Origin of the sequence: Mesorhizobium sp. Cs1321R2N1 (assembly GCF_037179725.1) — a bacterium.
GTDB lineage: Bacteria > Pseudomonadota > Alphaproteobacteria > Rhizobiales > Rhizobiaceae > Mesorhizobium > Mesorhizobium salmacidum.
Map to the genome: position 1 here is coordinate 1 of NZ_JAPYKP010000164.1, position 13,471 is coordinate 13,471.

General features: G+C 64.0%; 16 protein-coding genes and 1 pseudogene. All 17 read right to left on the reverse strand.

Features of this window, described 5'->3' with window-relative positions:
• A partial coding sequence (locus O7A61_RS27825) for a flagellar motor protein MotB (RefSeq protein WP_337132502.1) occupies window positions 1-607 on the reverse strand: 607 nt, incomplete at its 3' end.
• Window positions 604-1,221, reverse strand: coding sequence for a hypothetical protein (locus tag O7A61_RS27830; protein WP_027144761.1), 618 nt, complete (start codon window positions 1,219-1,221; stop codon window positions 604-606). The genes O7A61_RS27830 and O7A61_RS27825, both read right to left, overlap by 4 nt.
• Before the next feature lie 3 nt (window positions 1,222-1,224).
• Window positions 1,225-2,874, reverse strand: coding sequence for a flagellar basal-body MS-ring/collar protein FliF (fliF, locus tag O7A61_RS27835; protein ID WP_337132503.1), 1,650 nt, complete (start codon window positions 2,872-2,874; stop codon window positions 1,225-1,227).
• 131 nt (window positions 2,875-3,005) lie between these two features.
• A complete protein-coding gene (locus O7A61_RS27840; protein ID WP_027144759.1) occupies window positions 3,006-4,076 on the reverse strand; it encodes a flagellin N-terminal helical domain-containing protein in 1,071 nt (356 codons plus the stop codon).
• Window positions 4,077-4,353: 277 nt separating this feature from the next.
• Window positions 4,354-5,340 carry a flagellin N-terminal helical domain-containing protein gene (locus tag O7A61_RS27845; protein ID WP_027144758.1) on the reverse strand — a complete coding sequence of 329 codons (987 nt, stop codon included), beginning with the start codon at window positions 5,338-5,340 and terminating at the stop codon, window positions 4,354-4,356.
• A 242-nt stretch (window positions 5,341-5,582) separates the two neighbouring features.
• Window positions 5,583-6,314 (reverse strand): flagellar type III secretion system pore protein FliP, encoded by a 732-nt coding sequence (gene fliP, locus O7A61_RS27850; protein WP_027144757.1) that lies wholly within the window; start codon window positions 6,312-6,314, stop codon window positions 5,583-5,585.
• A complete protein-coding gene (locus O7A61_RS27855) occupies window positions 6,311-6,805 on the reverse strand; it encodes a flagellar basal body-associated FliL family protein (RefSeq protein WP_337132504.1) in 495 nt (164 codons plus the stop codon). The genes fliP and O7A61_RS27855 overlap by 4 nt, the downstream gene beginning before the upstream one ends.
• A gap of 35 nt (window positions 6,806-6,840) precedes the next feature.
• Window positions 6,841-7,545, reverse strand: coding sequence for a flagellar basal body L-ring protein FlgH (flgH, locus tag O7A61_RS27860; RefSeq protein ID WP_337105999.1), 705 nt, complete (start codon window positions 7,543-7,545; stop codon window positions 6,841-6,843).
• Window positions 7,542-8,123 carry a MotE family protein gene (locus O7A61_RS27865; RefSeq protein ID WP_337105998.1) on the reverse strand — a complete coding sequence of 194 codons (582 nt, stop codon included), beginning with the start codon at window positions 8,121-8,123 and terminating at the stop codon, window positions 7,542-7,544. The genes flgH and O7A61_RS27865 overlap by 4 nt, the downstream gene beginning before the upstream one ends.
• Window positions 8,124-8,126: 3 nt before the next feature.
• Entirely contained in the window at window positions 8,127-9,368 is a 1,242-nt protein-coding gene (locus O7A61_RS27870) for a flagellar basal body P-ring protein FlgI (RefSeq protein WP_337132505.1), read from the reverse strand.
• On the reverse strand, window positions 9,365-9,901 hold the full coding sequence (gene flgA / locus O7A61_RS27875; protein WP_337132506.1) for a flagellar basal body P-ring formation chaperone FlgA: 537 nt from the start codon (window positions 9,899-9,901) through the stop codon (window positions 9,365-9,367). The genes O7A61_RS27870 and flgA overlap by 4 nt, the downstream gene beginning before the upstream one ends.
• Before the next feature lie 6 nt (window positions 9,902-9,907).
• Window positions 9,908-10,696: a flagellar basal-body rod protein FlgG gene (flgG, locus tag O7A61_RS27880; protein WP_027144751.1), complete on the reverse strand. Its 789-nt coding sequence runs from the start codon at window positions 10,694-10,696 to the stop codon at window positions 9,908-9,910.
• Between the two features lie 10 nt (window positions 10,697-10,706).
• The gene (locus O7A61_RS27885; RefSeq protein ID WP_027144750.1) at window positions 10,707-11,030 is read right to left on the reverse strand and encodes a flagellar hook-basal body complex protein FliE; all 324 of its coding nucleotides are present in this window, start codon (window positions 11,028-11,030) and stop codon (window positions 10,707-10,709) included.
• On the reverse strand, window positions 11,027-11,443 hold the full coding sequence (gene flgC / locus O7A61_RS27890) for a flagellar basal body rod protein FlgC (RefSeq protein ID WP_015315914.1): 417 nt from the start codon (window positions 11,441-11,443) through the stop codon (window positions 11,027-11,029). Before flgC ends, O7A61_RS27885 begins: the two co-directional genes overlap by 4 nt.
• A 2-nt stretch (window positions 11,444-11,445) precedes the next feature.
• Window positions 11,446-11,826: a flagellar basal body rod protein FlgB gene (gene flgB / locus O7A61_RS27895; RefSeq protein ID WP_027144748.1), complete on the reverse strand. Its 381-nt coding sequence runs from the start codon at window positions 11,824-11,826 to the stop codon at window positions 11,446-11,448.
• 161 nt (window positions 11,827-11,987) lie between these two features.
• Window positions 11,988-12,821 (reverse strand): hypothetical protein, encoded by an 834-nt coding sequence (locus O7A61_RS27900; RefSeq protein ID WP_337132507.1) that lies wholly within the window; start codon window positions 12,819-12,821, stop codon window positions 11,988-11,990.
• Window positions 12,802-13,471: pseudogene (gene fliI, locus O7A61_RS27905) on the reverse strand (flagellum-specific ATP synthase FliI); the annotation flags it as partial. The gene O7A61_RS27900 and the pseudogene fliI, both read right to left, overlap by 20 nt.

Below are 13,471 nucleotides of genomic sequence, written 5' to 3' on the forward strand. Positions count from 1 at the left end.
CGCTCGCCTCGGCGCCGGGCGCGGCGACCTGCTGCGACCAGAAATCGGGCTCGAAGGGATCGCGGTAGGACGCGCCGCCCGAGGCACCCGTCGCCGGGCCTGAATTCTGCGCGCCGCCATCGCCCTTCTGGCTGACATTCTGCATGACGCCGGTATCCGTGGCGATCTCCGAGAGCACCGCATAGGGGTCGGCGAAAAGATGCTCGTCGGATTGTGGCGACTGCTGCGGCTCCTGCTTTTCCTGTTTGCGGTTGGATGAGCCCGCGGCGCCGCTGCCGTCCTGCCCGGCCTTGGTTGTCGCCTCCTGCGGGTCGTCGGCCATCAGCCCGACCGAGCGCGGCCCATTGCCGAGATCCTGGAGGCCCTTGCGGCTCGACTCACGGTCGACCAGCTTGACTGGATTGAAGTAGCTGGCGACGGCGGCCTTGGTCTGTTCGTTGGCGGCATTGATCAGCCACATGACCAGGAAGAAGCACATCATCGCGGTCATGAAGTCGGCGAAGGCGATCTTCCAGACGCCGCCATGATGACCTTCGTCGTGGTCGTCATGCCCGCGCCGCACGATGATGATCTCGTGCCTGCCATGATCGGCATCGGCGACGCTCATGACAGCACCTCAGAAAGTGTTGCCGACCATTCAGCCATGCGCGTCTCGAACACGGCCTCGTCGATGGTGACCGTCAGGTCGAAGCCGGGCGCCTCGATGAAGTCGAGATTTTCGGCACGCGGCCCAAGCGATGCCTTCAGCGTTTCGAACAGCGAGAGCGGCCCGCGGACCGTGATGCGCACGGCTTCGCCATCGCCGACGGCTTCGCGGACCGCGCCGGCGAGCGCTTCAAGCGAGCGCTTCCGCAGATCGTCGCTGACCACGCCGCCGATGATGCGGGCGACCGTGGCGCCGACAAGATCCGTCACGCGCGCCTCCATGGCATCGAGCCGCGACGAGACCGCCTTGCCGACATCGCCACCGAAGCTGTCGAGAAAGGCCTTCGCTTCCTCGGCATTGGCCCGGCGTTCCGCTTCCAGCGCTGCTTCATGCGTCGCGGCAAGCCGTTCGCCGAGCGCTGCCTCCGCCTGGGCAACCGCTTCGGCGATCAGCGTGCCGATATCGGCCGGCGGTGCCGACTCGGGTTTGTGCTCGGTGGCGGCCTGGGGCTGGCTGGCGCGTTGCGCGCGCGTGCCAAAATCAGGGAGAAGATCGAAGAGGGCTGCGGAGGGCATGGTCTACGCCGCGACTTCCTGGGCCGCCCATTTGCGCAGGATCTGCGCGGTGCGTTCCTCGTTGATGTCGACCATGCGGGCAAGCCGCTCCTGCGGGGCCGGCCTGATCTTCTGGCGCAGATCGTCGAGCGGGGTGGCGCCGGCACGCGTGCCGGGCAGGGCGCCAATGGCGGCACCCGCATCGGCGGAAGCGGCTGCCTCCGGCGTCGGCAGAGAGCGCTGGACTTCATCGAAATTGGGGCCTGCTGTGGCGGGCGTCGCCCTGGCCGTCAACGCGGCCGCCATCGGCCGCAGGCCAAAGAAGGCGACCAGGAACACCACGACGATGAAGGCCCCGGCATTGATCAGCGTGCCGGCATGCTGGCCGATGGAATCGAGCATTCCCGCCTGGGGCACCGCCTCGCCGTCCAGCCCGTCGATGAACTCGACGGCCGAGACGTCGATGACGTCGCCGCGCTTGTCGTCGAAGCCGGTGGCGGAGCTCACCATCTTCTGGATTTCGGCGACGCGCTTGGCGATCTGCTCCGGTGTCGCATCCTTGCCCAGGATCGTCTTCAGCCGATCCTGGTTGACGACGACGGCAATCGACATCTTGGTCACTGAATAGCCGTTGGAGACGGTGGCGATCTTCTTGGAATTGATCTCGTAATTGGTGATCTCCTCCTTACGGTCGTTGGCCGAGGAGGTCTGCGGACCCTCGGTGCTGGTCGCCTGGGTTTCGGGCAGGTTCTGCTCGACGCTGGCGGGAGTTGAAGCCTGCTTCTGGTTGCTGTTCTCATTGGCGCGCACCGATTGCACCGAGCGCTCGACGCGGGAATTCGGGTCGAAGATTGTCTCTTCCGTCTGACGGGTGTCGGTGTTGACCTCGGCCTTGACGCTGGCGCGGAAATTGTCCGGGCCGAGATAGGGTGTCAGAGCGCGGCGGATGTTGTCACCGATCTGCGCCTCCACGGTCTGCTCGACGCCGAGCGTGCGGGCGGCACTGGTGTTGGAGGGATCATCACCCGCGGCCAGCAGATTGCCGTTGGAATCGAGCACCGTCACCTTGTCGGCCGACAGGCCAGGCACGGCAGCGGCGACGAGGTGGCGGATCGACATGGCGCTCTTCTCCGCGTCGATGCCGGCGTAGCGGATGACGACCGAGGCGGAGGGCTGCTGTTCGTCGCGGCGGAAATTGGCGCGCTCGGACATGACGATGTGGACGCGCGCCGCCTTGATGCCGGCGATGGACTGGATGGTGCGGGCGATCTCGCCTTCCAGCGCACGCACGCGGGTGATCTGCTGCATGAAGGAGGTGAGGCCCATCGCGCCGACATTGTCGAACAGCTCATAGCCGGCATTGGCGCTGGTCGGCAGGCCCTTCTCGGCAAGCAGCATGCGCGCCTGCGCCGTGGTGCCGGCCGGCACCAGCACGGAGGTTCCGTCGGCGCCGACGTCGAAGCCGATGCCGGCTTCGCCCAACACCAGGCCGATCTGGTTCACGTCGGAGCGGTCGAGCCCGACATAGAGCGTGTCGTAGGCCGGGCGGTTGAGGTAGACCGAGGCAATGCCGATGACGCCCATCACCAGGACAGCGATGCCCGCCAGCATGGCGAGGCGCCTGACGCCAAAGCCGCGGAGATTCGAGATGATGCTCTGGATCTGTTCCGGCACGATTGAGCGACTCCCAGCATGACTGTCCGCCGGAACACTAATCCTCGAAGCTTGTGCGAAAATGAAATCGGGCCGCGCTTGCGACGCGGCCCGTGAATTGGAAATCGACGTATCCGTCGGCTAAGGTTGAATTAGCCGTTCTTGAACAGCGACAGGATCGACTGCGAGGAGCTGTTGGCGATCGACAGCGACTGGATGCCGAGCTGCTGCTGCACCTGCAGCGCCTGGAGGCGGGTCGATTCCTTGTTCATGTCGGCATCGACGAGCTGGCCGACGCCGCGGTCGATGGAGTCCATCAGGCTCTGCGTGAAGGTCTTCTGCAGGTCGATGCTGCTCTTGGCTGAACCGAGGATGGTGGCGGAGTCGGTCAACTGGCTCATGACCTTGTCGATCTTGCCGACCATCTGGGTGATGATGTCGTCGGTCACGCCGGCCGCCGTGATATCGAGATTGTAAGCGGAAACATTGTCGATCCTGGGAACCACCGCACCGGCCGCGGTCTGGCCGGCGGTGTTGGCGGCAATGTCCGTGCCGCCGCCGGCGATTGCGGCCGCATAAGCGGTATCATACAGGTTCTGGGCGGCCGCCGTGGAATAGACCGAGGTCTGGCGGTCGAGCGTGCCCTGGTTCTTGACGGCGGTGGAGAGACCGGAATCGAACAGCTTGGTGCTCTCGACATCGATGTCGATCGTGCCGAGCGAAATGGCGCCCGAGGAGGAGCGATTGAAGGACGAGACGATCTTGGCGTTGGCCTGGACGCCATCATTGGCGGCGGCGACCTGTGTCGATGTCACCGAAAGGTAATTAGAACCCGAAAAGGTGGCGGCATCGGCAAAGGACTTCATCTGCGCCTGGAGGGCCGTGATTTCGGTCTGTGTCTTCGCCTTGGCAGCAGCTGTCTGGCCAATGGTGGAGAGCAACTTGGTCTTGATCTTGCCGATCGTGTCCAGCGCATTGTTCATGCCGGTATAAGCGGTATCGACTTTCGAGGCGCCGAGGCCGAGCGCGTCCTGCACGGTCGAGAGCGCCTGGTTATCGGAGCGCATCGTCGTGGCGATCGACCAGTAGGCCGCGTTGTCGGATGCTTCGGAGACCCTGTAGCCCGTCGAGATGCGGGCCTGTGTCTGCTCAAGCGACTTGTTGGTGGCGTTGAGGCTCTGAAGTGCAGTCAACGCCGCAGCGTTCGTCATGATGCTCGCCAAGAAACTCGCTCCTTTTTCCAGACCGGTCTTTCTCAAAAACCGGCGTTGCCCTCGCGAGCCGCTCGACCCGCCCGTGGATTGCCGCCGCCCCGATTGGGCCGATTCGGTATCCGTTGTAAGTCATTGGTTAACCATGACTAGCGCGTTATGGTTAACGCCCTGTTAAAAGCTGACTTTAGAGGGTTAAGGAACAAGGGTTGCGCGGGGCTGGAGCAAACGCGAAACGGACCGCGCTTCTGGCGCGGCCCGTTTGCTTAGTTTGGTCGGTCGAGAGCGATCAGCCGCGGAAGAGCGACAGGATCGACTGCGACGAGCCGTTGGCGATCGACAGCGCCTGGACGCCGAGCTGCTGCTGAACCTGCAGAGCCTGGAGGCGGGTCGATTCCTTGTTCATGTCGGCATCGACGAGCTGGCCGACGCCGCGATCGATGGAGTCCATCAAGCTCGAGGTGAAGGTCTTCTGCAGGTCGATCGAGCTCTTGGCGGCGCCGAGCTTGGTGGCGGCGGTCGTCATGTCCTTGAGCGCGGCGTCGACGACGGTCATCATCTGCGAGATCTGGCTGTCGCTGGCCGCCGTGGTGCCCGAGAAGATGGCCAGGCTGGAGACCGAATAAGTGTCGGTGCCCGCTGCGGCAGCGCCCAGGGTCGGAGCCGAGGCGGTTGTAACCGCGGCGCCAGTGGCGCCGAGGCGGGCTGTGTCCAGAATGCCCTTGGCGGTCGGCGCAGCGCCGGCGTCATAGAGCTTGATGCTTTCGACATTGACGTCGATCGTCGAAATCGAAACCGAGCCGGTGGCGCTACGATTGAAAGCCGAAACGACTTTCACGTCGGCCGCCGTACCCGAAGCCGTGGACACCGAAAGCATGTTGGTGCCCGAGAAGGTGGCGCCATCGGCGTAGGCCTTCAACTGATCCTGAAGTGCCTTGATTTCGACCTGGGTCTTTTCCTTGGAGGCGTCGGTCTGACCGTAGGACGCGGTCAGCTTCTGCTGGATCGAGTTGATGGTGGTGATCGCGCTGTTCATGCCGGTGTAGGCGGTGTCGACCTTCGAGGCGCCGAGGCCGAGCGAGTCCGAAACGGTGGACATGGCCTGGTTGTCGGAGCGCATCGTGGTCGCGATCGACCAGTAGGCGGCGTTGTCCGAAGCCTGGGAGACGCGATAGCCCGTCGAGATGCGGGACTGGGTGGTGTCGAGGCTCTTCTGGGTGGCGTTCAAGCTCTGCAGCGCGGTCAACGCTGCGGCGTTGGTCATGATACTGGCCATTGCTACTCATACCTTGTTTTTACAGGAGTTTTTTGCATACCGGTTTGTCCGGTATGACGGAGCGGCATCATGCCAATGACCGTTGCGTTTGGGTCACCCGCCATCTGCGAGCGACTATGGCGGCGAGTCCCTACCAAAGGACTAAACTGAACGGTTAATCGAAAATAATTCGGAGAAAATTCGATGATCCTCGCGCTGCTCGGTTCCTCGGCCGAGCGGTGCCTGATGTCGAGCGCAGAGGATCAGGTGAAAGAGCGCACCAGGCTGCCGACGAGCAGGTTCCAGCCGTCGATCAGGACGAAGAACAGGATCTTGAACGGCAGCGACACGACCGTGGGCGGCAGCATCATCATGCCCATCGCCATGGTGATGGTGGCGACGATCAGGTCGATGACCAGGAATGGCAGCACGATCAGGAAGCCGATCTCGAAGCCGCGCCGGATTTCGGAGATCATGAAGGCGGGCACGAGGATGCGCAGGTCGACGGTCTCCTTGGCAACGACCTGGCCGCGCTCGCGGGCGAGATCGGCGAAAAGATCGAAGTCCTTGTCGCGCACATTGTGCAGCATGAAAGTGCGGAACGGATCGGAAATCTTCTCGAAGGCCTCGGTCTGGCTGATCTGGTTGTCCATCAACGGCTTGACGCCGGTGTTCCAGGCCTGATCGAAGGTCGGCGCCATGACATAGAAGGTCATGAACAGCGACAGCGAAATGAGGATGAGGTTCGCCGGCGTCGATTGCAGGCCGATGCCGGCACGCAGGATCGAGAAGGCGATGACGAAGCGGGTGAAGCTCGTCACCATGATCAGCAGCCCCGGCGCCACCGACAAGACGGTAAGCAGGCCGAACATCTGGATGATGTAGCCGACGGTGGTGCCATCGGCCTTGCCGATGCCGCCAAGGTCCAGTTGCTGGGCCGCCGCGACGGAGGTGGCGGCACCGATCAGTACCGCGGCAAGAAGGAATTTTCTCATTCGAGTAGCAATGTCCTGATAAGAACCTGTTTGACGTGCCCCTGGCTGCGGATCGAGGCGCGTTCGTCGAGATCGGCCTTCAGATGCTGGTAGCCGCTGGCGCCTTCGATCTGGTGCGTCTTCAGGGTACGTACGAAAGCCAGAAGATCCTGTTGAATGTTCTCCGCCATGGCCGGCGGCTGCGGCGCGTCATAGACCACGGATACTTCCATCCTGATCCAGGTATCCGCGGGCGACGCGATGTTGGTGGTGATCGGCGCCAGTGCGACAAGCGTCGGACCCGTGCCAGGCTGTTGTGCGGTGGCGGGCTGGGCGACCTTGCCCTCATTTTCAGGTGCAACCGGCACCGATGGTGGTGCGTCGACTCCTTTGAGGTAGCCGCCTGACATCCAGCCCATGCCGATGGCGGCGGCCGTCACCACGAGCAGCATGGCGCCCTGGATGGCAAGGGAAGGACCCTTGCGAGGCTGAACCTGTTCGACATCGGCCATGGCGCTTTGCTCTCCAATCCCCAGAATGCCAAGAACTAGAACGGAAGAACCTGGTCGAGGACCTGCTGGCCGTAGGCCGGCTGCTGGACCTCGCTGACGCGACCGCGGCCGCCATAGGAGATCCGCGCCTCGGCGATGCGTTCATAGGAGATGGTGTTCTCTGCGCCGATGTCAGACGGGCGCACCATGCCGGCGATGGTGAGCACCCTGAGTTCGTAGTTGACGCGCACTTCCTGTGAACCCCTGATCATCAAATTGCCGTTGGGCAGGACCTCGGTGACGACGGCGGCGACGTTGAGCTCGAGGTTCTCCGAGCGCTTGATTTCGCCATCGGCGTTGGTTTCGGTGCTGGAACTCAAGCCGGCGTCGCCCTTGCCGCTCGTGCTGTTGCCTTCCCATCCGAGCGTGACGTCATAGCCCAGCTTGCGCGCGGCAGTGCGGCTCCTGTCGTTCTGGTTCTTGAAATTGGCCTTGTCGTTGAGCTTGATCCTGACGGTCAGGATGTCGCCTTCGCGCAGCGCCCTGGGATCGGTGAACAGCCGGCTCTGGCGATCGTCCCACAGAGAGAACTTCTTGACCGGCGTGGCGGGCGGCTGAGGATAGCTGTAGGGCGCTGCCCCGTCGCTGCCGATGCCCGATCCGACCGGCGACAGCGCCGGTTCCCTGCCGATCTCCTTGAAGTTGGTTCCACAGCCGGACAAGGCTGCCGCCGCGCACAGGATGAGCATTCTGCGGATCATGACGGATCTACCCTTCGGGCTGCGCTGGCCATGATGCCGGTGAGCGTCGCCGCCGCCTTCTGGTCCATTTCGTTGAGGATGACGCCCGCCTTGCGTGAATCGAGCTTCATCAGGATGGCCGCGGCCAGGTCTGCGTTGACGATCGCCAGGCGTTCGGCCGCCGCATCGGGCTTCATGCCGGCATAGATCTTGACGACGCCGTCCTCGGCCCGGGCCAGGAACACTTCGCGCCGCTTCAGCCAGGTCTCGTATTCGGCTTTCTTTGCGTCCAGAGCTTTCATGCGCTCGTCGATGCCGGCCTGGAGCTGTTTCAACTCCTCGGCTTGCAAGGCATAGCGGCGGTCGCGAGCGGCGTCGGCGATATTGGAGCAGAAGCGCTCGATCTCGCTTTGGTCCGGCGCTTTCTCCCGCGTCAATTGCTGCGGCGCGACCATGGGCTGCGCACCGGGCAGAACCTGGCGCACGGTATCGTCCGCGTGTGCGCCACCAAAAACAGGCATGGCCGTGAGGGCGGCCGCAAACAGGAAGGTGCGGGAGCGGCGTCTTTCACGGGACGAGAGGGAGGAGATCATCGGCATCGCCTATTGGAGAACCAGATCGGCTTGCAGGGCGCCGGCCGACTTGATGCCTTGCAGGATGGCAATGATGCCGTCCGGCTTGACGCCGAGACGGTTGAGGCCGGAAACAAGGGTTTGCAGGTCGGGCCCGTCGAGCACGGCGACGCGGGCATCGGGTCGGCTGGCATCGATTGCGGTGAACGGCTCGACGGTGGTCTCGCCCTTGGAGAAGGGTTCGGGCTGCACGACGCGCGGCGCTTCCGTGATGCGCACCGTCAGCGTGCCATGGCTGATGGCGACACGCGAGATCTTAACGTCGTTGCCGATGACGATGGTACCGGTGCGCTCGTCGATAACGACGCGGGCCGGCGTGTCGGACTCGACCACCAGGTTCTCGATCTCGGCATAGAAGCGGGCCGCCGAAACGCTCTTCGGCCGCCTGATCTGCACGGTTCGGGAATCGCGCTCTGCCGCCACGCGCATGCCGAAGCGCTGGGCGGTGTAGTCGTTGATCGCGTCGGCGATGCGGATAGCGGTCGAAAAATCGGGATTGCGCAATTGCAGCGTCAGCGTCGACTGGTCGTCGAACTCGGCCTTCACCTGCCGCTCGACTATGGCCCCGTTCGGCACGCGGCCGGCGGTCGGCACGCCTTGCGTCAATTGCTGGGCCTGACCCTGGGCGGTGAAACCGGAAACGATGACCGCGCCCTGGCCGACGGCGTATATCTCGCCGTCCGCCGCCTTCAGCGGCGTCATGATCAGCGTGCCGCCGGCAAGCGAGGTGGCGTCGCCCATCGAGGAGACGTCTATGTCGATGCGGGCGCCCGACTGCACATAGGGCGGCATGTTGGCGGTGACGATGACGGCGGCGACGTTCTTGGCGCGCGCGCTGCCGCCTTCGGTGGCGATGCCGAGATTTTCGAGCATGGCGCGGATCGACTGTTCGGTGAACGGCGAATTGCGCAGGCTGTCGCCAGATCCGGCCAGCCCGATGACGAGGCCGTAGCCGACGAGCTGGTTGTCGCGCGAGCTCTGCAGCTGCGCAATGTCCTTGATGCGCGAAGCGACCTGGCCTGGTGGCAGCGAACTTGGCCCGGGCGAAACGCGGAACATACGCGTGGTGGTGGCCGGATCATATTCCGGATCGTCGTAGACACCGCTATTCCTGGCGGCGAGCTCGCGTTTGGCCTTGGGCGTCAGGCCATCGGCCAGCGCCGGCTGCAGGCCAAGTGCCGCCCCGAGCAGAAGGGCAAATGGGCGCATCATGAAGCGCCGACCTGAATTGTGCCGTCGGCCATCACCGTGCCGGAGAGGATCTTGCCGCTGTCGCTGTTGCGAACCTTGATGAAGTCGCCGGCCGAGCCCGGCTGCAAGGTCACGGCGGTGGCCGTTATCGTCAGCCCGCCGGCGATGAAGAAGACCTGCACGGCGGCACCCTGTTCGACCAGCCAGGCCTCGCGGATGGCGGTGGAAGGAATGTAGCGGCCCGGCAGCAGCGTGCGCTTGGCGATCTTGCCCTGGAGTTCCTCGGAACGGGTCGCCACCGCATCCGGCTTGTGCTTGCCCGGGATGAGGGTCACCTGCTTCAGGGCGCCGAGTTCGATCGTCTCGCCGGGATAGATGACGCGGTTGGGGATCAGCACGACCTCGCCGGCAGGCTGGTTGCTGGCGATCTGGGTGGCCGACTGGCCCGCCGATTGGCTGGCCGATTCCTGGGCGAAAGCCGGCATGCCGCCGGCCACCAGCGCAAGGGTCAGCGCGGCGCGGCGGAATGCGGAGCAGGAGATCGGCATGGCCATCATCCGTTACCTGATGTTCTTGGAGACGACGGAGGCCATGTCGTCGGCGGCCTGGATCACCTTGGAGTTCATCTCATAGGCGCGCTGCGCCGAGATCAGCTCGGTGATTTCCTTGACCGGGTCGACATTGGAAGCCTCGAGATAGCCTTGCTGGATGGTGGCGAAGCCGGGATCGCCCGGCACGCCGACATTGGCGGGACCGGAGGCTGTCGTTTCCTGGAAGAGATTGTCGCCGAGCGGTGCCAGACCTGCTTCGTTGGCGAAGTTGACGATCTGCAGCTGGCCGAGGTTCTGCAGGTTGGTTTGGCCGTCGATGCGGGCGAACACCTGGCCGGTCTTGTTGACGATGACCTCGACCGCATCAGTCGGCACGGTGATGGCCGGAATGACACTGGCGCCGTCAACCGTCACCAGCTGGCCGGTGGCGTTGGTGTTGAAGGCGCCGGCGCGCGTATAGAGCGTGCCGCCATCGGCACCCTCGATCTGGAACCAGCCCCTGCCGGTGAGCGCCATGTCGAAACTGTTGCCGGTGCTGGTCAGCTCGCCCTGTGTGTGGACGTTACGCACGGCGGTCGTCTTGACGCCGAGACCGATCGAAACGCCTTCCGGTACCAGCGAGGCGTTGGAACGGTTCGGCACACCTTGCGTGCGGTCGACCTGGTAGAGCAGGTCGGAGAATTCGGCGCGGGCGCGCTTGTAGCCGGTGGTGTTGATGTTGGCGATGTTGTTGGCGATGACTTCCAGATTGGTCTGCTGGGCATTCATGCCGGTGGCGGCGATGGCGAGTGCTTTCATGGCGTGCTCCTCAGATGCCCATGCGACTGACTTCGAGATAGGCCGAGACGACCTTGTCGCGGATGGCGACGGCGGTCTGCAGCGCCTGCTGGGCGCTCATCACGGCATCGACCACCTGACGGGTGTCGGCGTCGCCCTTGAGCGCCTGGAGCGACACCTGCTCGGCATTCTGCATGGTGCTGACGGTCTTGGAGGCAGCCTGGCTCACCGCTTCGGCGAAGGAGGTGCCAAGGTTGCCAGCTGTCGCGGGCGCGACACCGCCCTGAAGCAGGTCGGTGGCTGTGTCGCCCAGTCCAGGCTTCAGGTTAAGCGCGCCGATGCCGTTGACGATCATTGGTTCCTCATCAGGTCGATGGTCATTGAAATGAGGTCGCGCGCCTGCTTCACAACTTGCAGGTTGGCCTCGTAGGAGCGGTTGGCCTCGGTCATGTCGGCCATTTCGATCAGCACGTTCACATTGGGCATCTTGACGTAGCCCTTGTCGTCGGCAGCCTCGTTGCCGGGCTGAAATTCGACGGGAAAATTACTCGGGTCGCGGTCGATCGAATTCACTTCAACCGTCGAGCTGCCGGAAGCACGGTCGAGTTCGGAGACGAAGCTGATGGTCTTGCGGCGATACGGGTCGGCGCCCGGCGTGGTGCCTGTCGACTGGGCGTTGGCGAGGTTTTCCGAGACCACGCGCAGGCGCTCGGACTGGGCGCCGAGGCCTGATGCCGCGACTTTGAGGGCTGCGGTCAGTGCGTCCATGATCAGCTCTTCACCGCCATCATCATCATTGAGTGGAATGCCTTGACGATGGCCGTGTTGAGTTCGAAGGAGCGGCGTACCTCGCCGGCCTTGAGAAGCTGGTCTTCAAGCACGACCGTGTTCTTGGACGGCATGATCACGCCGTCGTCTTCCTGCGGCTTGATGGTGAAGCCGGCATTGGTGGCAGCACTGCCGAGATGGCCGGGCTCGGTGATCTGGAGCGACACCGCGGTGCGGTCGAGCACCTTCTCGAACGGTTCGACATCATTTGCCGTGTAGCCCGGCGTGTTGGCATTGGCGATGTTGCCGGCGACCGCCGATTGACGCACGGACAGCCACTGCGCTTGCTTGGCGGCGAGATCGAAAAGGGAAACAGGCTCCATGGGAATCTCCGGGCATGTGCCCGAAGACTAGGCCGCCAGTCTTGCGCGGACCTTGCGGACGGTCGCTAGAAAATGACGGCGAAAAGCATGAAGCGGCTTTTGGACGGCATCTTGCTCCGTCTCTTGAATTGGATCCAGCTCTGACCAAAGCCGAACCGGCCTTACCGGGAAAGCTCGATCACCTGGTTGGCGCTGGTGAGCATGACCCATTTGCCGTTGCGCTGTTCGATCGCCGATACCTTGCTGGAATCCGGCAGCGTCGAACCCCGCTGGACCATCCACAGGCCGGTGTCGTCCTCGATCATGGCGCGGCCGTTGGCGACATGGACCATGCGGAACTTCGCGATATCGGCGGGAAAGGGTTGGTCGCCGGGTGGGTCCGCTTTGGAATCGTCCTGCACCGTGCCGGTGGCAAGCAGGTCGACGCTGGTGTTGGGAACGTCCTTGGTGGTCAGCGGCGCGCTGCGTGCGGCGACCACACCGCCGCCCGCGCGTCCCGAATTGGTGCCGGTGCCGCCGAACTTGATCGCCTGCACGCCGAACTGGTCCTGGTTGAAGAAAATGTACCAGGGAAACAGGGCGCAGGTCAGGCCGAGCGTGATGCCGAGCGCGGCGATGACGACGTCGCTGCGACGGTCAGCCTTCTTTCTCAATTTTGGAAATTGCGCCTTTGGCGGTTGCGGCCATTCGGTGGCGGCGAACAGGCCATTGATCAGCGATTCGCGGCTGGCCTGCGTCATCTCGGGAGCATCGACGCCGGAAACCACATGCGTTGAGGAAAGGGCGGTCCGACCCAGAACAGGTTCGGATCTGGGGAGAGCCGGTTTGACGGCCCTGACCAGAACAGCCGCGGTCCGGGCGGCCATTGCGCCGGCGGTGTTTGCCTTGGCGACCCTGGCCTCCTCCGCTCGAGCCTGCTCCGCGGCGTTCGCCTCGGCGATCATCTCGTTCAGGAGGCGCTCGGTGTACTGGCGTTCAGTCTCCTGGTTCGGCATTCTGTTTTCCCTTGAGATAGCGGGCAAGGTCGGAGAACGGATCGGCGGACGGACGGTCCCTGGGCGATTGCGTCAGCGCCTCATAGATCAGGGGCACCTGGCGCACGGCCATGTCGAGTTCGGCGTCGACGCCGCCCTGAGAGGCGCCGAGCAGGCGGATGTCCCGCGTGTCCTCGAAGCGGGAGATCATCGACTTCAGCCGCGTCACCAGGGCTCGCTGCTCGACGCTCCAGGCCTTGCCCGCAAGTCGCGATATGGACGACAGTGGATTGACGGGCGGATAGCGGCCCTGTTCGGCGATCGCGCGGTCGAGCACGACATGGCCGTCGAGGATGCCGCGCACGGAATCGGCGACCGGATCATTGTGGTCATCGCCATCGACCAGCACGGAAATGATGGCGGTTATAGAGCCTTTACCTTCGGCTCCGGGTCCGGCGCGTTCGAGCAGCTTGGGCAATTCGGTGAAGACCGAGGCGGGATAGCCGCGGGCGACCGGCGGCTCGCCCGTGCCGGTCGCCACCTCGCGCAGCGCGTGGGCGAAGCGGGTGATCGAATCCAGCACCAGCAGCACACGGTGGCCCTGGTCGCGGAAATGCTCTGCCACGCGCATGGCGGTGTCGGGCGCGCGCCGGCGCATCATGGCGCTCTCG

Excerpts from the sequence above, each read along its gene's own strand:
- O7A61_RS27830 (WP_027144761.1), bottom strand. The coding sequence starts at position 1,221 with ATGCCCTCCGCAGCCCTCTTCGATCTTCTCCCTGATTTTGGCACGCGC.
- flgH (WP_337105999.1), bottom strand. The coding sequence starts at position 7,545 with ATGATCCGCAGAATGCTCATCCTGTGCGCGGCGGCAGCCTTGTCCGGC.
- fliP (WP_027144757.1), bottom strand. The coding sequence starts at position 6,314 with ATGAGAAAATTCCTTCTTGCCGCGGTACTGATCGGTGCCGCCACCTCC.
- O7A61_RS27885 (WP_027144750.1), bottom strand. The coding sequence starts at position 11,030 with ATGATCGTCAACGGCATCGGCGCGCTTAACCTGAAGCCTGGACTGGGC.
- flgG (WP_027144751.1), bottom strand. The coding sequence starts at position 10,696 with ATGAAAGCACTCGCCATCGCCGCCACCGGCATGAATGCCCAGCAGACC.
- flgB (WP_027144748.1), bottom strand. The coding sequence starts at position 11,826 with ATGGAGCCTGTTTCCCTTTTCGATCTCGCCGCCAAGCAAGCGCAGTGG.
- O7A61_RS27865 (WP_337105998.1), bottom strand. The coding sequence starts at position 8,123 with ATGCCGATGATCTCCTCCCTCTCGTCCCGTGAAAGACGCCGCTCCCGC.
- O7A61_RS27870 (WP_337132505.1), bottom strand. The coding sequence starts at position 9,368 with ATGATGCGCCCATTTGCCCTTCTGCTCGGGGCGGCACTTGGCCTGCAG.
- O7A61_RS27845 (WP_027144758.1), bottom strand. The coding sequence starts at position 5,340 with ATGGCCAGTATCATGACCAACGCCGCAGCGTTGACCGCGCTGCAGAGC.
- flgC (WP_015315914.1), bottom strand. The coding sequence starts at position 11,443 with ATGGACGCACTGACCGCAGCCCTCAAAGTCGCGGCATCAGGCCTCGGC.
- O7A61_RS27900 (WP_337132507.1), bottom strand. The coding sequence starts at position 12,821 with ATGCCGAACCAGGAGACTGAACGCCAGTACACCGAGCGCCTCCTGAAC.
- flgA (WP_337132506.1), bottom strand. The coding sequence starts at position 9,901 with ATGGCCATGCCGATCTCCTGCTCCGCATTCCGCCGCGCCGCGCTGACC.
- O7A61_RS27855 (WP_337132504.1), bottom strand. The coding sequence starts at position 6,805 with ATGGCCGATGTCGAACAGGTTCAGCCTCGCAAGGGTCCTTCCCTTGCC.